General features: G+C 62.1%; 21 protein-coding genes. 14 read left to right on the forward strand and 7 right to left on the reverse strand.

Annotated features, from left to right (window positions below):
• The first annotated feature begins 111 nt into the window (after window positions 1-111).
• The 5 genes from ACIOJF_RS01700 (at window position 112) to ACIOJF_RS01720 (ending at window position 7,895) form a co-directional block, all read left to right on the forward strand.
• A complete protein-coding gene (locus tag ACIOJF_RS01700) occupies window positions 112-921 on the forward strand; it encodes an SURF1 family cytochrome oxidase biogenesis protein (RefSeq protein ID WP_133833653.1) in 810 nt (269 codons plus the stop codon).
• A gap of 50 nt (window positions 922-971) precedes the next feature.
• Window positions 972-1,436 carry a DUF3817 domain-containing protein gene (locus ACIOJF_RS01705; RefSeq protein WP_105657600.1) on the forward strand — a complete coding sequence of 155 codons (465 nt, stop codon included), beginning with the start codon at window positions 972-974 and terminating at the stop codon, window positions 1,434-1,436.
• Window positions 1,437-1,582: 146 nt separating this feature from the next.
• A complete protein-coding gene (gene guaA, locus ACIOJF_RS01710; protein WP_105657599.1) occupies window positions 1,583-3,169 on the forward strand; it encodes a glutamine-hydrolyzing GMP synthase in 1,587 nt (528 codons plus the stop codon).
• 185 nt (window positions 3,170-3,354) lie between these two features.
• Window positions 3,355-7,578, forward strand: coding sequence for a DUF4011 domain-containing protein (locus ACIOJF_RS01715; RefSeq protein WP_402741116.1), 4,224 nt, complete (start codon window positions 3,355-3,357; stop codon window positions 7,576-7,578).
• Window positions 7,578-7,895 (forward strand): hypothetical protein, encoded by a 318-nt coding sequence (locus ACIOJF_RS01720; RefSeq protein ID WP_402741117.1) that lies wholly within the window; start codon window positions 7,578-7,580, stop codon window positions 7,893-7,895. Before ACIOJF_RS01715 ends, ACIOJF_RS01720 begins: the two co-directional genes overlap by 1 nt.
• A 4-nt stretch (window positions 7,896-7,899) precedes the next feature.
• Here ACIOJF_RS01720 and ACIOJF_RS01725 read toward each other — a convergent pair whose 3' ends face one another.
• The gene (locus tag ACIOJF_RS01725; protein WP_105657596.1) at window positions 7,900-8,610 is read right to left on the reverse strand and encodes an RcpC/CpaB family pilus assembly protein; all 711 of its coding nucleotides are present in this window, start codon (window positions 8,608-8,610) and stop codon (window positions 7,900-7,902) included.
• Between the two features lie 61 nt (window positions 8,611-8,671).
• The gene (locus ACIOJF_RS01730) at window positions 8,672-9,286 is read right to left on the reverse strand and encodes a 5-formyltetrahydrofolate cyclo-ligase (RefSeq protein WP_105657595.1); all 615 of its coding nucleotides are present in this window, start codon (window positions 9,284-9,286) and stop codon (window positions 8,672-8,674) included.
• 85 nt (window positions 9,287-9,371) lie between these two features.
• On the opposite strand from ACIOJF_RS01730, the gene ACIOJF_RS01735 reads away from it, so the two are divergent.
• Window positions 9,372-9,992, forward strand: coding sequence for a GNAT family N-acetyltransferase (locus tag ACIOJF_RS01735; RefSeq protein ID WP_105657594.1), 621 nt, complete (start codon window positions 9,372-9,374; stop codon window positions 9,990-9,992).
• A gap of 180 nt (window positions 9,993-10,172) precedes the next feature.
• Window positions 10,173-11,006: a hypothetical protein gene (locus ACIOJF_RS01740; RefSeq protein WP_105657593.1), complete on the forward strand. Its 834-nt coding sequence runs from the start codon at window positions 10,173-10,175 to the stop codon at window positions 11,004-11,006.
• 68 nt (window positions 11,007-11,074) lie between these two features.
• Here ACIOJF_RS01740 and ACIOJF_RS01745 read toward each other — a convergent pair whose 3' ends face one another.
• Window positions 11,075-11,581, reverse strand: a complete 507-nt coding sequence (locus ACIOJF_RS01745; protein ID WP_105657592.1) for an Lrp/AsnC family transcriptional regulator — start codon at window positions 11,579-11,581, stop codon at window positions 11,075-11,077.
• 112 nt (window positions 11,582-11,693) lie between these two features.
• Here ACIOJF_RS01745 and ACIOJF_RS01750 point away from each other — a divergent pair, with 112 nt between their 5' ends.
• The 4 genes from ACIOJF_RS01750 (at window position 11,694) to ACIOJF_RS01765 (ending at window position 15,590) form a co-directional block, all read left to right on the forward strand.
• Window positions 11,694-12,164, forward strand: a complete 471-nt coding sequence (locus tag ACIOJF_RS01750; RefSeq protein ID WP_105657591.1) for an NUDIX hydrolase — start codon at window positions 11,694-11,696, stop codon at window positions 12,162-12,164.
• Window positions 12,165-12,204: 40 nt separating this feature from the next.
• A complete protein-coding gene (locus ACIOJF_RS01755) occupies window positions 12,205-13,110 on the forward strand; it encodes a glycine betaine ABC transporter substrate-binding protein (RefSeq protein ID WP_105657590.1) in 906 nt (301 codons plus the stop codon).
• A gap of 92 nt (window positions 13,111-13,202) precedes the next feature.
• A complete protein-coding gene (locus ACIOJF_RS01760) occupies window positions 13,203-14,423 on the forward strand; it encodes a pyridoxal phosphate-dependent aminotransferase (RefSeq protein ID WP_105657589.1) in 1,221 nt (406 codons plus the stop codon).
• Window positions 14,424-14,726: 303 nt separating this feature from the next.
• Window positions 14,727-15,590, forward strand: coding sequence for a PPK2 family polyphosphate kinase (locus tag ACIOJF_RS01765; protein ID WP_105657588.1), 864 nt, complete (start codon window positions 14,727-14,729; stop codon window positions 15,588-15,590).
• Between the two features lie 17 nt (window positions 15,591-15,607).
• On the opposite strand, the gene ACIOJF_RS01770 is transcribed toward ACIOJF_RS01765, so the two are convergent.
• Together ACIOJF_RS01770 and xseA are read right to left on the reverse strand one after the other, a co-directional pair.
• Window positions 15,608-15,838 (reverse strand): exodeoxyribonuclease VII small subunit, encoded by a 231-nt coding sequence (locus ACIOJF_RS01770; RefSeq protein ID WP_105657587.1) that lies wholly within the window; start codon window positions 15,836-15,838, stop codon window positions 15,608-15,610.
• 28 nt (window positions 15,839-15,866) lie between these two features.
• Window positions 15,867-17,129: an exodeoxyribonuclease VII large subunit gene (gene xseA, locus ACIOJF_RS01775; RefSeq protein ID WP_105657586.1), complete on the reverse strand. Its 1,263-nt coding sequence runs from the start codon at window positions 17,127-17,129 to the stop codon at window positions 15,867-15,869.
• 277 nt (window positions 17,130-17,406) lie between these two features.
• Between xseA and ACIOJF_RS01780 the strand changes: the two genes are divergently transcribed.
• From ACIOJF_RS01780 to ychF, 3 genes are all read left to right on the forward strand, one after another.
• A complete protein-coding gene (locus ACIOJF_RS01780; RefSeq protein WP_166650720.1) occupies window positions 17,407-18,600 on the forward strand; it encodes an SH3 domain-containing protein in 1,194 nt (397 codons plus the stop codon).
• Window positions 18,601-18,700: 100 nt separating this feature from the next.
• Window positions 18,701-19,792, forward strand: a complete 1,092-nt coding sequence (locus tag ACIOJF_RS01785; protein ID WP_402741118.1) for a 4-hydroxy-3-methylbut-2-enyl diphosphate reductase — start codon at window positions 18,701-18,703, stop codon at window positions 19,790-19,792.
• A gap of 72 nt (window positions 19,793-19,864) precedes the next feature.
• The gene (ychF, locus tag ACIOJF_RS01790; protein ID WP_105657583.1) at window positions 19,865-20,950 is read left to right on the forward strand and encodes a redox-regulated ATPase YchF; all 1,086 of its coding nucleotides are present in this window, start codon (window positions 19,865-19,867) and stop codon (window positions 20,948-20,950) included.
• Window positions 20,951-21,052: 102 nt separating this feature from the next.
• Here the strand turns inward: ychF and ACIOJF_RS01795 are convergent, their stop codons facing one another.
• Both ACIOJF_RS01795 and ACIOJF_RS01800 read right to left on the reverse strand, forming a co-directional pair.
• Window positions 21,053-22,042, reverse strand: a complete 990-nt coding sequence (locus ACIOJF_RS01795; RefSeq protein ID WP_105657582.1) for a Clp protease N-terminal domain-containing protein — start codon at window positions 22,040-22,042, stop codon at window positions 21,053-21,055.
• Window positions 22,039-22,284, reverse strand: a complete 246-nt coding sequence (locus tag ACIOJF_RS01800) for a hypothetical protein (RefSeq protein WP_105657581.1) — start codon at window positions 22,282-22,284, stop codon at window positions 22,039-22,041. The genes ACIOJF_RS01795 and ACIOJF_RS01800 overlap by 4 nt, the downstream gene beginning before the upstream one ends.
• Window positions 22,285-23,071: the final 787 nt, after the last annotated feature.

Genomic DNA, 23,071 nt, shown 5'->3' on the forward strand with positions numbered 1-23,071 from the left:
TCTCAACGAATGAATAAGCAAGTTGGTTCCACCAGCGGAAAATAAGGCAACAGGGCTAATCTCACGCCATCGCATTTCGAGTTCTACGCCAAATAGAAGTACCGTTAGAGTGTGCTTAAAACCGCTCTGAAGCCCAAATGGATCGGCGCCCTCTTTGCCGCGCTAGCTCTCGCCACCGGATTCGTTCTCTTGTCCGGATGGCAGTTCGGCGCCTCCGAAACCGAGCCGCCGGTCAAGATCGACAAGACCGAGAAGCCGGTCGCGCTGATCGAGCATCAGGAAGTCGGCAAGGAGCTGCTGGGCATCAAGGCAGACCAGATCGTCACCATGGAGGGCGAATTCGTCCCCGGCACCGATCAGCTGATTGCGCCTCGGCTGAATGGCGATCAGCGCGGTGTCTGGGTCATCACCCAATTCAAGGTCGAGGGCGCGGCCCAGGACGCCGGTATTGCGGTGGTACGCGGCTGGCAGCCTGAAGCAACCAAGCCAGCTCCGGCACCTGAAGGCGAACTGGAGATCACCGGGCGCCTGCTGCCTAGCGAAGGCCCGGAATTCCGCGAAGACCTGCGCAGCGCAACGCTGCCGACTCTCGCCTCGGCACAGCTGGCGAACATCTGGGATTCGGTCCTCTTTGAAGGATTCGTCACGGCCCACGAAATCACCACTGCCAAGGGCGAGGCCGTAGCGCAGCCGGGCCTGGAAATTGTCGACGTCGGTCCGCAGCCCCAGGAAGCGCAGATCAACTGGCTGAACGTTTTCTACGGCTTGGAATGGGTCCTCTTCGCAGGGTTCGCCATCTTCCTCTGGTACCGCATGGTGCGCGATGATTACCAGCGGGATCTTGACGAGATTGCTGAGCTCGCTGCCGAAACACATATTAAGGGCGGCAACGCCACCCAAGCTGGAAACAGCAACGAATAGCATTTCACGCACACCGCACTTCTTACCGAAATCGGAAGGAATCACTAACGATGTCCAGCACCACCCCGGCACCGAAGCCCCGGAAATTCGGCGGCACCCCTAAGCAGATCCGTGCAGCCGCAACCTTCTACAAGGTCTTCGCCTACATCACCGGCGTGATGCTGCTGCTGCTCGTGCTGGAAATGATTTTCAAGTACTTCTGGTCCCTGGAACTCTTCGTGGGTGGCACTTTGGTAGATGGCACCTCCAACGCCGTCGGCATGTACAACCGCGCCGAGGTGGCCGGGGGACTGAACCTCTCGCTGGGCATCCTGATCGCCCACGGCTGGCTATACGTGGTGTACCTCTTTGCCGACTTCCGCCTGTGGACCTTGATGCGCTGGCCATTCATGCGCTTCATTACGATCGCGCTCGGCGGCGTCGTTCCGTTCCTTTCCTTCTGGACCGAAGCCAAGGTGCACGCAGAAGTAGACCGCGAGCTGGCCGCGCATCCAAAGGCCGCCAAGCGCTACTGACACGTGGCCGCATTCATTGCCAAAGGGCAGATCCGTTCATCGAAAATGAACAGATCTGCCCTTTGCCTTTGCCAAAAATCCACTAGGTGACGCTGATGACATCACCTTGGCTGTTTCGCGCGCAGTGAACCGCGTAGACTGTAACGGTGACTACTGCTCCCCTCAATCCAGAACATAAGCCGGTTCTGGTCGTCGACTACGGGGCCCAATACGCGCAGCTTATCGCTCGCCGCGTACGCGAGGCCCGTGTGTACTCGGAGATCGTTCCGCACACCCTGTCCACCGAAGCCATCCTGGCCAAGAACCCTGCAGCGATCATCCTCTCCGGTGGTCCTTCCAGCGTTTACGCCGATGGCGCCCCTTCCGTCGGGGCTGACCTGTTTGAAGCCGGCGTGCCGGTCTTGGGCATCTGCTACGGCTTCCAGGCCATGGCTAACGCCTTGGGCGGTACCGTGGCCGAAACCGGCCTGCGCGAGTACGGCCGCACCGCAACCAACTTTGAGGGCGATGCCCGCTCCATCCTGGCAGGCGCCGCTCAGGCCCCTACCGTCTGGATGAGCCACGGCGACTCCGTCTCCAAGGCCCCAGAAGGCTTCGAAGTGCTGGCCACCACCGCTGGTGCTCCGGTTGCCGCTTTCGCAAATGAAGCAAAGCGCCTGTACGGCGTGCAGTGGCACCCAGAGGTGAAGCACTGCGAGTTCGGCCAGGATGTCCTGGAGAACTTCCTGTACAACGGTGCTGGCCTGAAGGGCGACTGGACCGCTGACAACATCGCTGACGAGCAGATCGAGCGCATCCGCGCCCAGGTCGGCACCGGCAAGGCCATCTGCGGCCTGTCCGGCGGCGTGGACTCCGCTGTTGCAGCTGCCCTGGTGCAGCGCGCCATTGGCGACCAGCTCACCTGCGTGTTCGTCAACCACGGCCTGCTGCGCGAAGGCGAAGCCGAGCAGGTTGAGAAGGACTTCGTAGCTTCCACCGGCGCCAAGCTGTACATTGCCGACGAGCGCGAGCGCTTCCTGACTGCTTTGGACGGTGTCACCGACCCGGAGACCAAGCGCAAGATCATTGGCCGCGAATTCATTCGCGCCTTCGAAGCGGCAGAAGCGGCGATCATCGCCGAGGCCGCTTCCGAGGGCGAGCCAGTGAAGTTCCTGGTCCAGGGCACCTTGTACCCGGACATCGTCGAATCCGGCGGTGGCGAAGGCACCTCGAACATCAAGAGCCACCACAACGTGGGCGGCTTGCCAGAGGACCTGGACTTCGAGCTGGTTGAACCACTGCGCACCCTGTTCAAGGACGAGGTCCGTGCAGTGGGCCGCGAGCTCGGCTTGCCAGAGGAAATCGTTGGCCGCCAGCCATTCCCTGGCCCAGGCCTGGGTATCCGCATCATCGGTGCCGTCAACGAAGAGCGCCTGTCCATCCTGCGCAAGGCTGACGCGATCGCTCGCGCCGAGCTGACTGCTGCAGGACTGGATGACGAAGTTTGGCAGATGCCAGTAGTGCTGCTCGCTGACGTACGCTCGGTAGGCGTACAGGGCGATCACCGCACCTACGGCCACCCAATCGTGCTGCGTCCGGTTTCCTCCGAGGATGCCATGACCGCCGACTGGTCGCACCTGCCATACGATCTGCTCTCGAAGATCTCCAACCGCATCACCAACGAGGTAGATGGGGTGAACCGCGTGGTGCTGGACGTTACGTCCAAGCCACCTGGAACCATCGAGTGGGAGTAAATCCCCAAGACTGCTAATTCACTGCGCTTTGGCGGGTGAATGGGAAGCGGATCCGGTACGCCGGTTCCGCTTCCCGCAGTTAAAACGTGTTTCGCGCACCGGTTCTGCACGGTGCGTGCACTACGTTAGAAAGAGGCGTATCTGCACCTGTGGTGCGCCCGAATGTGGTCGGTTCAGTGAAGGGAATGACTGTCGTGACTAGTGGACAGAATGCTGCCGCCGAGCGTGTAGCTGCCTGGGTGAAATCCCTGGGACAGAGTGCCGGGGCGGATACCACCCTGCGATTTGCTCCGTCGACCTCCAATAGCATCGACATAACCCATGCCAATCCATCGGGATTGGCCCAGTTCCTTGCCGGACGGCGTACCCGCCTGTCCACGCTGCTGCACGATGCGGACCAGTACGCTACCGCGCGCCGCACCGCCCGTGCGCTCTCGGCCAAGATTAATGAACTGTGGGAAGAACGCGGCATCGACGTCGGCTACCTGGCCGCCGGTGTCGCCAACTGGCGTGCGGTCCACGATGGCAAGAGCGAGCCTGTCTCGGCTCCCATCATGCTCGGCCGCATCACCTTGACCAAGCACGTTGATGCTGACGACTACGACCTGCAGCTGGTCGGCCGCGCCACCGTATCCCCGGCCTTCGTGCGCCAATTCGAAGCCGACCACAACGCCAAGGTAGACGTCGCCGCGGTGGACGCCGAAGCGTACTCCATCGCCCGTTTCGACCCGGTCCGCGGAATGGATGCCCTGCGCCACCAGATGTCCGAGGTTCCCGGCGTAGTGGTAGGCCACCGCCTGCTGCTCTCCACCTTCTCCGAGCTGATGGACCCAGCTGACCCGGCCAAGCTCAATGGGTCCCACCCGGTCATCGAGGCGCTAATTCGTCACGACTCCGCGGAAAAGCAGGCTGGGAACAGCCAAAGCAGCAAGACCTCCGAAGCGCTGGCCAACCTGGTCGCTTCCAAGCCGGGCGCTTCCAAAACCGAGGGCTCAAAGCCTGAAGAAGCCAAGGACGAGTCTGCCGCTGAAAAGAAGCAGGACGAAGAGCAGCCTGAAGCGCAGGCCGCCGATGCCAAGGGCCATGAAGCTGCCGGCTCCCGCCTGAGCCGCGTGAAGAACATTCTCAAGGAAACCGCGCGCTCGCGTAAGCAGAGCCTTGCCTCCGAAGAATCTTCTGCCCGCAAGGTCCACACCGGAACCACCACCATTGCCAAGTCTTCTGATGACCGTGATCCTGAAGATGAACTGTTCTTGCTGGACGCGGACGAGTCCCAGTCCAAGATGCTTGACTACATCGCTGCCGGCGAATCGGTGGCCATCAACGCCGCTGCCGGTACCGGTGCTACACAGACCGCGCTGAACGCAGCCGCGCTGCTGGCCGCCCAGGGCAAGCGCGTACTGGTGGTTGCGGAACAGCGTTCTGCCGCCGAAGAATTCGTGACCCGCTTCAACGAGCACCTGGATGCAGGCAGCATGCTGCTGGAACCCAACGAGGATCCAGAAGCGCTGCGCGCGATGATGACCAAGGCAATTCTGCGCAACGAACGCGCTGCCGAGCCGCAGCTGGGCTCCATGTTCAAGCGCCTGCGCGAATCCCGCCACGCACTGCACGAGCATGTGAAGTCGCTGCACTCGGTGCGCAGCCGTTGGGGTTGCTCGCCATACCAGGCAATGCAGGAACTGGCACGGCTCTCCGCACTGGAACCAGCGCCATCCACCACCGTGCGCCTGAAGCGTTCGGTGCTGGACTCCATGGGCCAGCGCGGACATGTTGCCGCGCAGCTCAAGCGCGCAGCACAGCTTGGCGCTTTCTCCAAGATGCACACCACCAGCCCATGGCATGGTGCACCGCTGCGCAACACCGAAGCCACCGAAAAGGCCTTGAACCTGGCCAGCGGGCTGGGCCGCGACCTGCCCATCCTGCATGAGCACATGCTGCAGATCGCCGAGCGTTCGCAGATCCGCCTGGAAGAAAGCTACGACAAGTGGGGAGACCAGCTGCAGTTGCTGGTCGCCGTCCGCGGATCGCTGGACAAGTTCGAGGCCGACATCTTCGAGGGCGACATCGATGATTTGATCGCCGCTACCGCAACCAGCGCATGGCGCCGCGAGCACGGCGTGGAGATGGGCTCCATTGTCCGTTCCCGGCTGCGCAAGATTGCCAAGGAATACGTCCGCCCGGGCATGCACGTAGCTGACCTGCAGTCCGCTTTGCAGGCGGTGGCGGTCCAGCGCGATGCCTGGCGAGCCATTGCCACCAGCCAGCGCAACCCGCAGGTCCCGGGCGGCCTGCTGGATGTTGAAGCCGGATACCACGACGCCGGTGCCCGCATCGACAAGCTGGCCGAAATGCTGCCGTCTTCCCTGGGCTCGCGCCTGCGCGAAATGCCCATCAAGGAGCTGCTCTCGGTGATTGCAGCGCTGGTCGAGCGCCGCGAGGACCTGGGCGAGCTGCCCGAGCGCACGTTGATCTCCGAGCAGCTGGCCGAAGCCGGGCTGGGCGACCTGCTTGATGACTTCGCCGAACGCGAGATCGACGCCGACCAGGTAGACAGCGAATTGGAGCTTGCCTGGTGGCAGTCCGTGCTGGATGCCATGATCTCCGGTGACGACTTCCTGGCCATGAATGACGGCTCCAAGCTGGAGAAGATCGAGGCTGACTACCGTCTGGCTGACGGCGCGCACATCGCTGCCGGCCCGCAGCGCATCCGCTGGGCGCTGACTCGCAACTGGAAGGCAGCGCTGGCTGACCACCGAGCCGGTTCCCGCGCGCTGCGCGAGATGCTCAAGGGCGGAACCCCGAGCATTGCCGGGCTGCTGGATCTTGGAGCACCGCTGGCCAATTCGCTGACCCCGGTCATCGTCTCGGCTCCGTTGCTGCTGGGCAGCGCCCTGCCGGAGGACACGAAGTTCGATGCGGTCATCCTGCTGGAAGCCAACTACCTCACCCTGCGTGAAGTCCTGGATGCGATCCGCCGCTCCGGCCAGGTCATTGCCATTGGCGATGAAATGCTGGGCGGTCCGAAGCGCTTCGAGGTCTCCGTAGACCCGACCGCACGAGTTCGCGAGCAGAGCGTGGACCGTTCCGCGCTGGAAGCCCTGAACAAGGTCCTGGTGACCGGTTCGCTGTCCACCGTGTACCGCGGCATCGACGAAGGCCTGGTGGAACAGCTGTCCGCCACCTACTACGATTCGGCGCTCTCGCGCCTGCCAATGGCGGTGAACCTCACCGGCGACTCCTCGCTGCTGCGCGGCGAATACGTGCCAGATGCCACCGGCTCGCTGTCCAGCAGCGAAGACGGCGTGCAGACCACCGCAGCAGAAGTGGCGCGCGTGGTGGATCTGGTCTTCGCCCACTTCAAGAACCACGGGGGCGAATCGCTGGCAGTCATTGCCTCGAACCGCAGCCATGCCTCGGCCATCGCCGAAGCGATCCGTGTGCAGCTGCCAAACCACAAGTACGCGATGGAGCACCTGCGCTCCAAGCGCGAACCATTCGTGGTGACCACCATGGACCGGCTGATCGGCCTGCGCCGGGACTCGGTCATCTTCGCTTGGGGCTACGGACGTACTCCGCACGGCAAGACCCTGCACGAATTCGGTGCACTGTCCCGCGAGGGCGGCGAACAGCTGTTCGTCGCCGCCATGACCCGATCGCGGACCCGCATGACCTTGGTGTCCAGCCTGTTGCCCGAAGACGTGGACCTGAACCGCGTCTACCGTGGTGCCCGCCAGTTCTTCGAACTGTTCGGACGCGTGCAGGCAGGGGATTCCGGAGTCAGCTCGATGCGCAATCCGCGCTTCGATCCATTGGTCTCCGATCTGGCCCGCCGCCTGCGCGAAAGCGGTGCCATCGTTTCCGAGGACTACCGCGGTGTGCTGGACCTGTCGGCTCACGCCTACGACTCTGCGCACAGCGGCATCCGCCCATTGGCTGTGGTCTACGACGGCACCGAGCACTATGCCGGACTGACCGTGCGTGAACGCAGCCGACTGCGCCCGGAATTCTTCGAGAAGCACGGCTGGCGCTATGTTCCGCTGTGGACCATTGACGTCTTCACCGATCCGGGTGCTGTCACCGATCGCCTGGCCCATGCACTGGGGTTGAAAAAGCCTGCGGCCCCAGCCCAGGCTTCGACCCGTACCGGTGTGGCCGCCGCTCGGCCGGTGTCTGCCCGTGAAGTCACCACCGAGGCGGAAACGCCGAAGGAAAAGTCCAATCTGCTCAAGTCCGCCAAGGCGCGACTGGAACCAAAGGCCGAGACCAAGCAGGAAGCGCCAGCTGCTGAAAGCGGTGCCAAAGCTGAAGCTGGCGACGCACCTGCAAAGGACAGCGCGGATAAGCCGCTGACTCCAGCCCCTGTCCCGGCTACCAGCAAGAACGAGGATCCGGAGCCAAAGAAGTAATGACTTCTGAGCAAGAACCAACGCGCGGCCGCCGCAAGCGGCCGCGCGTTGTCGCACCCCCGCAGCATCTGACTGCTCGCGTTGAACTCACCGGCAGCTACGCGCCAGTGCCGCATTCAGACTCCGTGAACCGGGCACTAGCCGGCCACCAGCCCGCCGAGACTTCTGCTGCGGCGATGGCGTCCCGCGCCAAACAGCCGGCCGCCGATCCGCTGTCCGAGTTGCTGGCCAAAGACCAGGACCCGAGAAACTGGAGCGACGCCAAGGAAGACCTGGCTGAAATGATGAAGCGCGAGAAGCCGCCGCACTGGGGCTGATCTCCTAATTCACCAAGACGGCTGAAACCTTGCCGCGCGATACTGCCCCGGCCAGATCATCCGAGAGGCTGCTGGCAGCCGCGACCACCACAATTCCTTCACCGGTCGGAGCCGCGCCGCTGAGCATGCCGAATTCGGAGCTGCTGGCATTATCCGGAACCCAGAGCACCGGCACCGCCTTGGCGATGGTCTGCGAGCTGATGTCCTTTTCAAAGCCATCTCCGGTGGTCAATACGATATCCACCAGTTGCCCTGGATGGAGCAGCGTCACGGTGGCAGGATCGCTCAAGCGCAAGGGAACGGCCACGGTGCCTTCCGGCGAACCGGTCAAAAGTTGTGGCCCCACCAAGGAATAGTTGCGCAGCACCGTTCCGGCAGTCAGTGCCACGGCTGCCCGTTGCCCCGAGATGGCATCGATGCTTTCAAAGACTTCGGCATCTTCCGGGGCAAGCCGCACCGTTTGCACCGTCAGCTGGTTGGCGGATATGCGGGACCCGGCAGGAATGTCGCTCAGCGCCACCACGACCTCGCGCTGCGCTAATTGCCCGGAGGAAAACACATTGAGCACGCCCGCCAAGGCCAGCAGCGCGCAGGCGATGGCCAAAGGCTTCCGGTAGCGGCGCAACAACTCATTGCGGTTGCGCACGGGACGGATCTTCGGCTTGGGAATCACCGGGGGCCGGGAGGCAGCATGCGGTCTGGAGAAGAAGCTCATAACCCCATGCAACCTTCAGGTCCAGCGGCACACTGCGAGCTGCCCGCGAGCTGTGTGTAAATCAGATGATCTGATGCACCTGCTGCGGAGTGAACACCAAGTCCACGGGTTGGTCATGCTCATCGATCTGGAAGGAACCGGCCGGAACATACTCGTGCTCATAAACCACGGCCGCCACACGGACCGGCGCATCGTCGATCAAGGGCAGGAAGCGATCGTAGTAGCCACCGCCTTGGCCTAAACGCAGCCCGTTCGAATCGATGGACAGCGCAGGCATGATCAGCGTATTGATCTCGTCAAAGAGCTCTGTGCCCATCCGCTTGCCCACCGGCTCCATCACCGGGGCCAAGGTACTTGGCTGGAATTCCATGCCGGGGGAGTACTCAACCCACGAGAGCGCGTACTCCGGTTCGCACACCGGCAGGTAGACTTCAATGCCTTCCTTGGCCAAAGCATCCAAGAGCGCCTCGGTGGACGGTTCATCCGGACCCGAGCAATAGGCCGCGACCTTCTGGACGACACCGGTGCTCTGGCTCAGATAGCCAATCACCGTGTGCGCCAGATCCAGTCCGAACTGCTCACGCTTGCTCGGATCAAGTGCCCTGCGCCAAGTGCGCACAGCGGCACGCGCGGCCTTCTTGCCGGCGCCAGAATTCAGATCAGCGGTGGGATTCATGCCTACAGCTTACGTGCAAGAAACGAAACGCTGCCTGCTAGCGCTGTTGCCAGCTGCAAGCATGACGAAGTAATACGATGTGCACATGTTCTTCTCTCGTCGAGCAAAGCGCCTGGTTCCGGATCTGGCCTCGGAACGGCTGTTGTTGCGCCAACTGACTGCCAGTGACGAAGCCGAGTGGATCAATCTGCGCTACGCCAATTCCAAATGGCTCAAGCCATGGGATCCCACCAGTCCCTTGGGCCCGCCAGAAGCCATGACTTTTCGCGAGATGCTCAGGGCCAAGGATGAATCAGCAGTTGACGGCAGCGGATTCACCTGGGCCTTGGCTCTTCCCCAGCTGCACAAGGGGCGCCCGCCATTAATCGGGCAGGTTTCCGTGGCGTCGGTGCAATATGGTGCCGCGCGCACAGCGTCCATCGGCTACTGGCTGGATCGCAACCATGCCGGCTTCGGCCTGATGCCCGAAGCCTGCGCCTTGGTCATAGACCATTGCTTCGAGCAACTGCAGCTGCACCGCCTGGAAATCAACATCCGTCCGGAGAATTCGGCCAGCCTGCGGGTGGTGGACAAGCTCGGGTTCCGCGATGAAGGGCTGCGCAAAGGCTATCTGCACATCGATGGGCAGTGGCGGGATCACCGCACCTTTGCGTTGACCCGTGAAGAGGTGGAAACGACGCTGCTCGAACGCATCTACGAATACTGAGGCGGATTTCGTGCTATTTCGTTCAATCGAGCTCTGATATGAGAGAACTGCATTGAAAACATGCAGACACGCCAAGGGATGTGCATGAGCGCGCACCCAAGGTTGCATAGTGTTGATTCGAAGGAACCATATTTAGTTCCACGAGGATTTGACCGACTCAATCGGTGATGGAGGACCCACATGGCTGGCACGTCACAGAGCGCTTCGCAGGAAAGTGCTGCGACCAAACTCAAGATTCGTGTGCGCTATGGCCGGTTGTCCGTCGCGCTCGTCGGTGCCTTGGCAGTCCTCGCGACCGTCTTCGGTCTCATTCTGGCTCCTTTCACTGCTCTGACCTTCGGCACCGTAGGCCTGTTCGCGCTGATTGCTGTAGCATCCTTCGCCACCCTGCGCGGGCTGGCTGTCCGCGACCGCAACCGCAAGCTGCTCGAGCACCTCGAAGCCACCCGGCAGCAGGCGCTGCGGACTCCCGCTTTTGACGACGCGGCTAACCAGGTCATCTCGCGCAAGCATGAGGATGACGAGGTCTTCGACGCTCGCCCGGGTTCGTCCCGCCGCGCTCCAGCGATTACCGCTGAAGAGCTGCGCGCCGAAGCGCTGCGAGTTGCTCACGGCTATGGCGGCGTAAAGCAGCCAGGTACTTGGGAACCAACGCACGTGCCCAAGCCAACTTACGTGGAAGCCAGCGAGCGCATCGCCAAGACCGCGGAGCTGGCAGCTGAACAGGGTGCCAAGCGGACCCACAAGGCAGCACTGCCGGTGGAAGAACCGCTGCGTCCGAGCAAACAGATCAGCCTGAAGGCATCGGAAGATGCAAAGCGCCTGGCCACCGAAGTTTCGGCCGAAGAGCGCGCAGCGGTCGCTTCGGTAGTTGCCAAGCGTACCGAGAGCGCACCAGCTGCCAAGGAAACCGTTGCAGCGCCATCCCCCGCACCGGAAGCCGCACCCGTGGCTGCCGCGGGTACCAAGCCTCGCCTGAACCTGGACGCGGTCATGCAGCGCCGCCGCGCATAAGCATTCCAAGCACAAAGACTTGTGGCCCGGACCTCGCGAGGTCCAGGCCACAAGTCGCTTAAGCGCTGCTAGCTGATCATGTCATCGAATGGCAGCGGGCCGCGGTTGCCGCGGTGGTGCGCGAAGACCAAGGTGGTTTCGGTATGGCCCACCGACTCGTCGGTGGCGAGGTTGTCCAGCACCCAGTCACGCAGTGCATCGGTGGAACCGACCGCGATATGCAGCAGGTAATCGGTGCCGCCGGAAACATGGAACATGGACAGCACCTCGGGCAGCTGCGGGATGCGTGCCACGAAAGCGTCAATCTTCTCGCGGTCGTGGGCGCGCAGCTTGACCGAGATCAGTGCCTGCACGGTACGGCCTACAGCGCCCAGCGATACCTCGGCGTGGTAGCCGGTGAGGATGCCGCGCTCGACCAGCGAACGGGTGCGCAACAGTGCGGTGGATGGAGCGATGCCCGCACGCTGTGCGAGGGTCGCATTGGAGATACGTGCATTAGCGACCAATTCGTCGATGATGATTCGATCGATTTCGTCCAGATCGACGTTTGATGAAAGCTCTGATTGCTGGGCCATAAGAATATTTCATCATATTCGCGAGATATCAGTGGGATCTTTGGCAGAAAAATCGGTGTATGCCGTCCGCGTACGAGTAAATAATCGGTGAACAAACGGATATATTGGGGATATGACACGTCGTTCTGAGCACACCGGTGAATCCTTTGATACCAGGCTGGCGGCCTATTGCTTGGTGGAACACGAAGGAAAGGTACTGCTTACGCTCTGGGATATGCGTCATCGCGATCCACGCTTCACCCCGCGCTGGTCCCTTCCCGGCGGCGGCATCGACTTGGGGGAGCCTATCGAAGAAGGCGCGCGCCGTGAAGTCTATGAAGAGACCGGCTACGCGGTGGGCGAGCTGGGGCTCCTGGATGTCAGCACGGGAGTTATTCCCGGTTCCAAGCGCTACTCGGGCGAAGGCCATGCCATGCAAACGGTGGCGGTCACCTATCGGGCCAAACTGACCGGTGGAGAACTGCGCCATGAAGTCAACGGTTCTACCAGCCAGGCCGCCTGGTTTACCCGCGAGGAGATCGCCAAGCTGAACTGCATTGAACGCGTTGAGAGCATCTTGCGACTGACCGCACCCGGCAAGTAGCGGCGGATCGCCGCTGGCCTGCCCTAGAATCAATAGGGACATGAACTTGCGAAATACCATCACCGTTGGCGCACTCAGCGCAACCCTGCTGCTAACCCTGTCTGCTTGCACCGAAGAGGCAACGCCGACGGCCGAGCCAAGCAAGGCCATCACCTTGCAGATTGCTGCCGGTTCTCAACCTGCAGACCAGGCCTTGGTCCATGTCTATGCCAATGCGCTGAAAGCCGAAGGCTATAAGGTGTCGTTGAACAAGCCCAGTGCTGATCCTTACCAGCAGGTGGTCGACGGAAAAGCCGATTTGGCGGTGGACCAAGCGGCCAAGGCGCTGCCCCTGGTTGCTGACCCGGCGGCCATCACTGGTGAAGATCAATTGCTGAGCGTCGAGGAATCCAAGAACCTGCGCAGCGCCATCAATGACGCTGAGGGGGAGCTCTCTGCCTTGGAACTCAGCCCAGCTGATGCGGGAAAGGTCTTGGTCATGAGCCAGGCCCAGGCAACCTTGCACAAGGTCGATTCGGTGGAAACCCTGATTGCGGCTTGCACAGATCTGACGATCATTAGCGATGAAGCCAACGCCGCATCCTTGAAGGCATCATTGGAGGACGCTGGCTGCGGGAAGCCGAAGGTCGTGGCTGAGGAGCCGGCGAAACTGGCCAGCAAGCTGCGTGCCTCGGTGGACAGCGCAGTGGCGCTCGGGTCGGGAGATGCCGTCATGTCAGATGAAGGCTTCTACAGTATTCCGGGAAGCGCCGCCTTCTTCAACGCCGAGCAGTACATGGTGCTGGCCAACGGCGACGTGGATGACAAGGCCCGGGCAGAACTGGACAAGGTCACCGGCGAATTCTCGCAGCAGTCCCTCGTGGACCTGAACCGGATGGTCAGCCAGGCCGACGGACTGAGCCCAGAGCAAGCGGCCACCCGTTGGGAATGGATCATCGAAGAGTAGGCCCCAGCCAGCTCTCCCAGGATTTCGACCGCTGACCATAGCGGTCGAGTAACAAGGTGTGTCGATCGCACCTGACGTGAGAAAGTGTAACCATGGCAGAATTCAAACAATCAACGAAACTGCACAACGTCCTCTACGACATCCGCGGCCCGCTGCTTGAGCACGCCACGCGCATGGAGTCCGAAGGACATCGCATCCTGAAGCTGAACATCGGCAATCCCGCGCCGTTCGGCTTCGAGGCGCCCGACGCGGTGCTCGTTGACATGATTCGCAACCTGCCTAACGCCCAAGGATACTCGGACTCCCGCGGCATTCTCTCGGCACGTACCGCCGTCTCGCAGTACTACCAGACCCGTGGCATCCAGACCATTGGCGTGGATGACGTCTACCTGGGCAACGGTGTCTCCGAGCTGATTACCCTCTCGTTGAATGCGCTGCTGAATAACGGCGACGAGATCCTGATTCCCGCCCCTGACTACCCGCTGTGGACCGCTTCGGTTTCGCTGGCTGGCGGCACCCCGGTGCATTACATGAATACCGAGGAAGAGGGCTGGCTTCCTGATCTTCAGGACATGGAAGCGAAGATCACCGATCGCACCAAGGGCATCGTGATCATCAACCCCAATAACCCGACCGGTGCGGTGTACCCCAAGGAAACCCTGGAGGGAATCCTCGAGCTGGCGCGCAAGCACAACCTGATTGTGTTCTCGGACGAGATCTACGAAAAGATCCTCTACGAAGACGCCGTGCATATCAACACCGCTTCGTTGGCAGATGACGTGCTGATACTGACCTTCTCCGGCCTGTCCAAGGCCTACCGCGTGTGCGGCTTCCGTGCTGGGTGGATGGCCATTTCCGGTCCCAAGCACCAGGCCGGCGACTACATCGAGGGCATCAACCTGCTGACCAACATGCGCCTGTGCGCCAATGTGCCGGCGCAGCACGCAATCCAGACCGCCTTGGGCGGGTACCAGTCGATCAATGACTTGATCCTGCCTGGCGGACGGCTGCTTGAACAGCGCGATGCGGCCTACAACCTGCTCAGCGCGATTCCTGGCGTGAGCGTCCAGAAGGCCAAGGGCGCGCTCTACATGTTCCCGAAGCTGGATCCCGAGGTCTACCCGATCCACAATGATGAGACCTTCGCCCTTGAACTGCTCAAGGCGCAGAAGATCCTGATCTCCCAGGGCACCGCCTTCAACTGGATCCGTCCGGACCACTTCCGTTTGGTCACCTTGCCCAACGTGCGCGACCTGACTGATGCGGTTGGACGCATCGGACAGTTCCTGGAGGACTGGCGCGCTCGCGCATAGGCTGCCCGGATGCGCAACCGGCCCAGAATCACCCACGTGATTCTGGGCCGGTTGTGCGTTAACGCGGCCACCGGGGAATGCGGTCCCGGGAACTTCAGGGGTATCGCCTGCCAGCGACTGCGATCGGAGAATTTGGTGTCCTGCAGCCGAAGAATTGCGTTTTCGCGGGGCTCAGCGATCCTGAGCATCGAGCCGTGATGGGTGCTTCGCCGTTGACGAATACCGCTTCTCACGGCGCCTGCAGTGGCAGTAGGCTGGCAACAACGAATCGCATCACTTCGACACACGCGTGAGGACTTAATGATGAGCGCCTACCCTGCCAACCTGTTAGAAGCACTACGTGCAGAACCGGGCGTGAAGCTTTCAGAGCGCGCAACCAAGGATGCTGATTGGTGGCCCGGGGACGCCCCGCAGGATAAGAAGGCCGCCGAGAAGCGCATGGTGCAGCTGGCTGAACTGCTCTCGGATCTGCAAGAGAGGCTCTTCGCCGCCTCGGTAGCTGGCGGACAAGGCCCAGCAGTCCTGCTCATTTTGCAGGGAATGGATACGTCCGGCAAGGGAGGGACTGTTCGCCACGTCCTTGGCATGCTGGATCCGCAGGGCGTCAAGCACCATGCCTTCAAGGCGCCAACCGAGGAAGAAGCAGCCCATGACTTCCTCTGGCGCATCACCAGGCAATTGCCCGCCGGGGGACTAGTGGGAGTCTTTGACCGTTCCCACTATGAAGACGTTCTGGTCGCCAAAGTGAAGGGCTTCGCCACCCCGGATGCGGTCGAGTCCCGCTACGGGAAAATAGTCGACTTCGAGAAGCAGCTGATCGAGCAGGGCATCCACCCGATCAAGGTGATGCTGCATATCAGCCGAGAAGAACAATTCGAGCGCCTCTCGGCACGCCTGGAGCGTGCCGACAAGCATTGGAAGTATTCGCCGGGCGATGTCGATGATCGCCTGCTGTGGGATGACTTCCAGTCCGCCTACGAGGTGGCGATTAACCGCACCGATAACCAGGGCGCACCATGGCATATCGTTCCCGCTGACCAGAAGTGGAAGGCCCGCTTGTGCGTCGCTGAGCTGCTGCTGGCTACCCTGGAGCGTGTCGCTCCGGACTGGCCCGTTGCCACCTTCGATGTGGAGCAGGAGAAGGCCCGGCTGGCGGCCGCGAAGTAGGTCCGGGTGAGGACAGGCTATTCGCCGGCGGCCTGCTCGTGCTTGGCGCGAGCCTGCTCCAGACGCTGAGAGACACCGTTGAGCCAGTTCTCGCAGTGGGCTGCCAGTGCTTCGCCACGCTCCCACAATGCCAGCGAGGCTTCCAGCGCAACTCCGCCGGTCTCGAGCTGGTTGACCACGGCCAGCAGTTCTTCGCGAGCCTGCTCGTAGGAAAGCTTGGCAATGTCGTCAGGGATTTGTGCAGTCATGATTACTCCAAATTGGTATTCGTGGTGATTAGCTTGCGTTGTCGCCGGCAGGGAGGGATTCAAGGGTTCGTGCAACCAGCTGCCCGGAAGCCACCCGGATGAGCACCTTGCTGTCTGCTGGCGCCTGGGCTGCCTCGCGCACGATGCTTCCGTCCTCCAGCTGGGTGACCGAATAGCCGCGGTCCAGGGTCTGCTGCGGAGACAGGGCACGCATCTGGTTCTTCAGATGGTTGATCTCGTCGTTGGCGCGCATCACGCGGTGGCGCAGCAGATCCGTCGAGCGCTGCTTCCAGCGCTCCAGGTCTTCGGCACGGGAGGTGACCATCACCTGCGGGTTGGCCAGCACCGGGCGTTCGCGCACCGAGGCCAGCAGCTGGGCTTCGCGCTGGAGAAGATTGTTGATGGAACGGTCCAAGCGATTGCGGGCGATTTCCAAGCCGGCGAATTCTTCTTGCAGATCCGGGACAATGCGCTTGGCTGCATCGGTGGGGGTCGACGCGCGAAGATCGGCCACATCGTCCAGGATCGGGCGGTCCGCTTCGTGGCCGATGGCCGAAACCACCGGCGTCTGGGCGGCGAAGACCGCACGCACCAGATCCTCATTGGAGAAGGGCAAGAGGTCTTCCAGGGCCCCGCCGCCACGGGCGATGACGATGACATCGATGTCCGGGTCCGCATCCAGCTGCTGCAGGGCTGCGATGACCTGGTTGGCGGCATCCATTCCCTGCACGGCGGTATTGATGACCTTGAATTGCACGGATGGCCAGCGCAGGCTGGCATTGCGCAGCACGTCCTTCTCCGCATCCGAATCACGCCCGGTAATCAGGCCGATGCGGTGGGGAAGAACCGGCAGCGGGCGCTTGTGCTCAGGGGAGAAGAGGCCTTCTGCTCCCAGCGCCTGGCGCAATCGTTCCAGGCGCACCAGCAGCTCGCCCAAGCCAACTGGGCGCAGGTCCGTGGCATTCAAGGAAAGCCGGCCGGTCTTGGCGTAGAAGCTCGGTTTCACCTGGGCCACCACGCGGGAGCCCACCTGCGGGGTGGCATCCAGCTTGCGCATCGTCGAGGCCCAAATGGTCACCGAGAAAGAGAAGTCCGCATCGACATCGCGCAGGGTGAGGTAGGCGTGGCCGTTGCGCACATTGGCTTCCAGCAACTGGCCTTCAACCCAAACCACCGGAGAGTTCTCGATATGGATTTTCAGCTTCTCCGAGAGCAGCCGCAGCGGCCAAGGATTGTCCGCGGTGGTCTGCCCGGCGGTCGCCGGCAAACTGGCGGGGGCTTGGGGATCCATCGGTGCCGCTCCTTGGAAAGTCGAATCTCTGGTGCATCTGTGAGACTACCGCATGGCACCGACGGCTGGCCGGATCCCCGGGGGGCTGGGGCTAGGCCGCGGTAGGTGGAGCGCAGGTATCGCAATGGGCGATTTTCATACCCGATTGGCCCCGCAAGACCCGGGGAAACGGGGTTTTCCAACAATTGGGACAAGCCTGCCTGCGGGCATTGCGAGGGGCAATGTGCGGGTGGACACTATTGAGCATTGGGGAAGCACTCGAGAAGGATGCAGGGCCATGCGTGGGGCATTGGGGAATAAGAATATTGCGCGTTCGGGGTGGACTTGGGTGGCAGCGCTCAGCTTGCTGGCCGGTTCCATTCCGCTCTCCGCCGCGGCCTCGATGCCCGCGCTGGCGGCTGCGGCAGTGCCGGCCGCAACGGTGCACGTTGCCAGTGCCATATCCATCGACTTGCCGGTCCGGGTGCGCACCACGGCGGATCTGAATATGCGCACCGGCGCCTCGACCAGTTACCGGATCCTGGTGCAGATACCCACGGGGACCTCGGTTCCGGTATCCGGGCGTGCCTCCAACGGCTGGTACAAGGTCAGCTACAACGGGTACACCGGGTACGTCAGCGGCTACTACGTGGTCGCCGCTTCGGTGCGCACGCTCGATGACCTGAATCTGCGCACCGGCACATCCACCAGCTACCGGGTCCTGCTGAGTATCCCGAAAGGGAAGACGGTGCCCGCGTACGCCCGCGCCTCCAACGGATGGTACAAGGCCAGTTACGGAGGGTACACCGGCTGGGTCAGCGGCAGCTACGTGACCACCTATCCGAAGCCGCCCTCCGCACCGCAGTCCACCGGTCCCAACCGGACATCGAGGGTGGTGCTCACCTTCGATGACTGCCCGCGCACGCTGAGCGCCTTCACCTCGGTGATGGATTACGCCGCCAGCAGCAACATCGGCCTGGTGATCGCTCCCACCGGCGATTGCCTCGGCTCGTTCAAGTCGCGCTACGGCGTGGACCTGGCCGCGCTGGCCCGGGCCAAGGGCCAATGGGTGATCAACCATTCGATCAGCCACCCGGATCTGCGCCCGCTGTCCTGCCAGCAGGCCGGTGCGCAACTGGGCGGCTCCGGAGTGCACACGAATTTCGGGCGCCCGCCTTTCGGAGCCATCGACGCTTCGGTGCGTTGCGGCTACGACAGCCGCGGGATGGCCATCTGGACCTGGTCCCGCGACACCCGCGACTGGGACGTGAAATCCAAGTCGATCACCATCTCGCGGGCCTCGGCCGCGGTGCCCGGGGACACCGTGCTGATGCACATGCAGTGGTATGGCTTCTCGCCCGATGCGCTGCGCCAGATCAAGGCGAACCTCGGCGCCCGCTCGGTGGGCGTGTGCCGGGCCTACCGCGGGTCCGATGGCACCGGCGCGGTGGTGCGCACCCCGGTGCTGCTGCCCAGTTCGCTGCCCTGCTGAACCGGCATGCACCCTTCGGAGGCAGATCTCACAGTCCCCGGAGGGTGGCGCGCATCATATGAGCATGGGCTAACTTGCATGCACTTCGTAGACTAGAGGTATGGCTACTTCCACTTCCACTACGGTCTCGCTGTCAATGCCTCGGATCCCGCGGGTGCGCCGCACCCCGGCCGAGATTGCAGCTGCCTCCCCAACGGTCACCGAGCGCAAGGTCCTGCTGGCCGCTCCTCGCGGCTACTGCGCAGGCGTGGACCGGGCAGTGGTTGCCGTTGAAAAGGCGCTGGAGCACTACGGCCCGCCGGTGTACGTGCGCAAGCAGATCGTGCACAACCTGCACGTGGTCTCCGAGCTGGAATCCCGCGGCGCGATTTTCGTCGAGGAGAACGAGGAAGTGCCCGAGGGCGCCCTGGTGGTCTTCTCCGCCCACGGCGTCTCCCCGGCCGTGGTGCAGTCCGCGGCGGACCGCAACCTGCAGACCATCGATGCCACCTGCCCGCTGGTCACCAAGGTGCACCGCGAAGCCGTGCGCTTCGCCAAGAACGACTACGCGATCCTGCTGATCGGCCACGAAGGCCATGAAGAGGTCGAGGGCACCTACGGCGAAGCCCCGGAGGTCACCACCATCGTGAACAACCCCGAGGAAGCCGACACCGTCCAGGTGAAGAACCCGGACAAGCTGATCTGGCTCTCGCAGACCACCCTGAGCGTGGACGAGACCATGGAAACCGTGCGCCGGCTGCGCGAGCGCTTCCCGAACCTGCAGGATCCACCCAGCGATGACATCTGCTACGCAACCACCAACCGCCAGGCCGCGATCAAGAACATTGCGCCGCAGTCGGATCTGGTGATCGTGGTCGGTTCGGCGAACTCCTCGAACTCGGTGCGCCTGGTCGAGGTGGCACTGGACCACGGGGCAAAGGCTTCCTACCGCGTGGACTTCGCCAACGAAGTGGACGAGGCCTGGTTCGAGGGCGTCTCCACCGTCGGCGTGACCTCCGGTGCCTCGGTGCCAGAGGTGCTGGTCCGCGAAGTCGTGGCGCTGCTGGCAGAGTACGGCTTCACCGACGTTTCCGAGGTCACCACCGCGCAGGAAGACATCATCTTCTCGCTGCCCAAGGAAATCCGCGGAAAGCTCAAGGAAGCCGGGGACGAGGAACGTGCCCTGGGCGGACACGCCCGCCCGCAGGCCTGATTTCTCCATAAGAATTCAAGCGCCAGTACACCATTGCGCGCTCATCACTAGTAAAAGGTAGAATTTCCTCCCGTGGCTCTTACTATCGGAATCGTCGGACTGCCAAACGTCGGCAAGTCCACCATGTTCAACGCGCTGACCCGTGCCCAGGTGCTGGCAGCCAACTACCCGTTCGCAACCATCGAACCCAATGTGGGTGTCGTGCCGTTGCCTGACTCGCGGCTGAAGGTGCTCGCCGGAATCTTCAATTCCGAGCGCATCCTGCCTGCGACCGTCTCCTTCGTGGATATCGCCGGCATCGTCAAGGGCGCTTCGGAAGGCGAAGGCCTGGGCAATAAGTTCCTGGCGACCATCCGCGAAGCTGATGCGATCTGCCAGGTCACCCGCGCATTCGTGAATGACGACGTGATCCATGTGAACGGCAAGGTGGACCCGGCCTCGGATATCGAGACCATCGCTACCGAGCTGATCCTCGCGGACCTGCAGACCATCGAGAACCAGCTGCCTCGCCTGGAAAAGGAACTGCGCACCAAGAAGATCGAGAAGTCGTTCCTGGACGCAGTGCTCAACGCGCAGAAGGTGCTCGAAGAAGGCATCACCTTGTTCGCCGCCGCGAAGACCAAGGGCGTGGACCTTGAAGAGCTCGCGCCGATGCAGCTGATGACCACCAAGCCATTCATCTACGTGTTCAACACCGATGAGGCTGGCCTGGCCGATACCGAGATGCAGGCCAAGCTCTCCGAGCTGGTTGCCCCTGCCGAGGCGATCTTCCTGGATGCCCAGTTCGAATCCGAACTGGCTGAACTGGAAGAAGACGAAGCGGCCGAAATGATGGAAGATGCCGGCATCGTCGAGTCCGGCCTGGGCAAGCTGGCCCGCGTCGGCTTCGACACCCTGGGCCTGCAGACCTACCTGACCGCTGGCCCGAAGGAAACCCGCGCATGGACCATCGCCAAGGGCGCCACCGCGCCTGAGGCAGCCGGTGTCATCCACACCGACTTCCAGCGCGGCTTCATCAAGGCCGAGGTCATCGGCTTCGAAGACCTCGTTGCCGCTGGTTCGGTGGCTAATGCCAAGTCTGCGGGCAAGGCCCGCATCGAAGGCAAGGAATACATCATGAAGGACGGCGACGTCGTGGAGTTCCGCTTCAACGTGTAGTCGCGTTCCGCTTCAGTGTCCCGCTCGAGTGCCCGGATCTCCCTGTGGAGATCCGGGCACTTGATCTATGTGCGACCAGCAGGCGAGTCGCCGTGCCTGGGACTAGCGAAATGTTCGGCTGATCGCGCTGCCGGTCTGGAACAGGGTGATCCACACCAGGAACTTCTGGACTGGACGCAGCGGCCATGCGACAAGTCCTCGCCACCCTTGGCGTCGCGACCAGGACCTGCTGATCCGCAGCTGTGTGCCACCGGTCGCGTTCGCCAAGGTGAATTCAGTCAGAATCGAATTACCCTGCGCGACGTCGGGATAGCCAAAGCTCCATGCGATCCTGTCCGGTTGGTGAATTGCGATGAGCTCAACACTGCGTCGACGAAACTGAGGCTTGATCTTCACAGGTTTGCCGTCTGGATAGATTGCGGGTGCCGTGCCCTCCCAGACCGTACCCGGCATCGCTTCTTGAGCGGTCTGGTCGAGGGTGCCGATGCTCGGTTCCCAGTCGGGGATACGTGCGGGATCTGTGAGGTACGCCCACACTTCGTCCAGTGGTGCGGATACGAAAGTCTCAATCGTTCCCGTGGTCCGTCCCTTCACTTTCGCTGCGAGGGGCATGGACTTCATAGAGGGCGAGACGGCCCGATCGAGGCGTTCGATGAGCGCATCGGATGTCGTGCCAAGGCGGCCGAGGATATCCGTGATCAGGCCGCTGGGCTCTGCGACGAGTTCCCGGAGAACGGCGGCAGCGTCGCCCGACTTGCCTTTGCTGCTGGATTTCGCGATGAGGTCCCGAGCGCGACGAGTCCACTCGTACCCATCCGTCTCATGGAACACGATGCGCCCGGCCTCGGGGAACGACGCCTCGATGCCGAGTGAAGTCAGCTGTGCATCACGTTGGTCCTCGACGGCGAGACGGGCGCTGTCAATGTCGATACCCAGCTCGCGCAGTGCGCAGCCGGCAGACTGGTCGTTGATGACCAATGCGAGGAACAGGTGGTCGATGTCGGCTTCGCGGAGCCCGAGCCGGGATGCTTCCTCCATGGCGGCCAGGGAAAGCGATTGGCTGGTCTGAGCGGCGCGGACGAGTTTGTTCATTTGTTCCTCCTGGGTGTCGAGATCGCGGGGTCAATTCTTTTGGAGTGCTTCTTGTGGGCAGCTTGTCGCGTCACTCCGAGCGCGTCGGCGATCTCCTGCCAACTCATGCCCGAACGCAACGCGGCCTCGACCTGCCGGAGTTCCAAGGTGTCAGCGAGCACGCGCAAGGACGCTACGGCCCGCAATCCTGCTTTCGGGTCGCTGGTATCGGCTGCTACTGCTGCGATCCGCGGAGACTCCATGTCGTCAACCTATGTTGCTAAGTGGCCGGATGTCAACCTGGGTTGCCTAATTGCTCGGCGAGTTTGGTGTTCGCTGGGCCAGGAGAGGGTCGACGCTTCGGGGATTCGCCGGGTACTGAGAGGTTGGTAAGGACGGCGACGTGGTTGAGTTCCGCTTCAACGTGTAGTTGCGCGCAATCCCGCGCTTTTTGAGGGCAGTTTGACACAAAATAAATGTGTCAAACTGCCCTTTGCGCCATGTCTGTGCCAAAGATCGGCGTTGATCGCTGGCTGAAGGCGTCAGAGGAAGTAGTCGTTAGCGTCCGGCCAGTTTTCTTCCCAGTCCTTATTCTTGGGTTGACTCGATAGCCACTGTCGTATGTTGACCAGAACTTCATTTACGAATCGGAGCAGATCCGCCTACTTCCGAACTAGAGTGCGGTCAGTCACGTTCTTGCGTAGCGCGTGCGCCGGTTTCTGGCGAGCCGACCTCACCAACTTGCGAGGCGTGACAGCCCGCTCCGTTTGTTCCGGAGTCACATGATTCATGGTCATGAGTTCTTGAAGACGTCCAATAGTCCCGAATGGATGCTGGCTCGTGTCGTTTTTCCCTGGAACGCCCGCTGCATCGAAAGCCGAATGTCTGAGATTCTCCGACAGTGCTTTGCCTAGCAGGCGAATGAAGTGATCCCACTCTCGCTGGTCTGATCTCAGAGTCCAACGCGTATCGTCGGGTAAATCGGAAGTCGAGAACAAAGGCTGCCCCAAATCTAGGGGATTCAAACGCACGGTGTGGTCTGCCGTACAA

It is taken from the genome of Glutamicibacter sp. NPDC087831 (genome assembly GCF_044742845.1).
Classification (GTDB): Bacteria; Actinomycetota; Actinomycetes; order Actinomycetales; family Micrococcaceae; genus Glutamicibacter.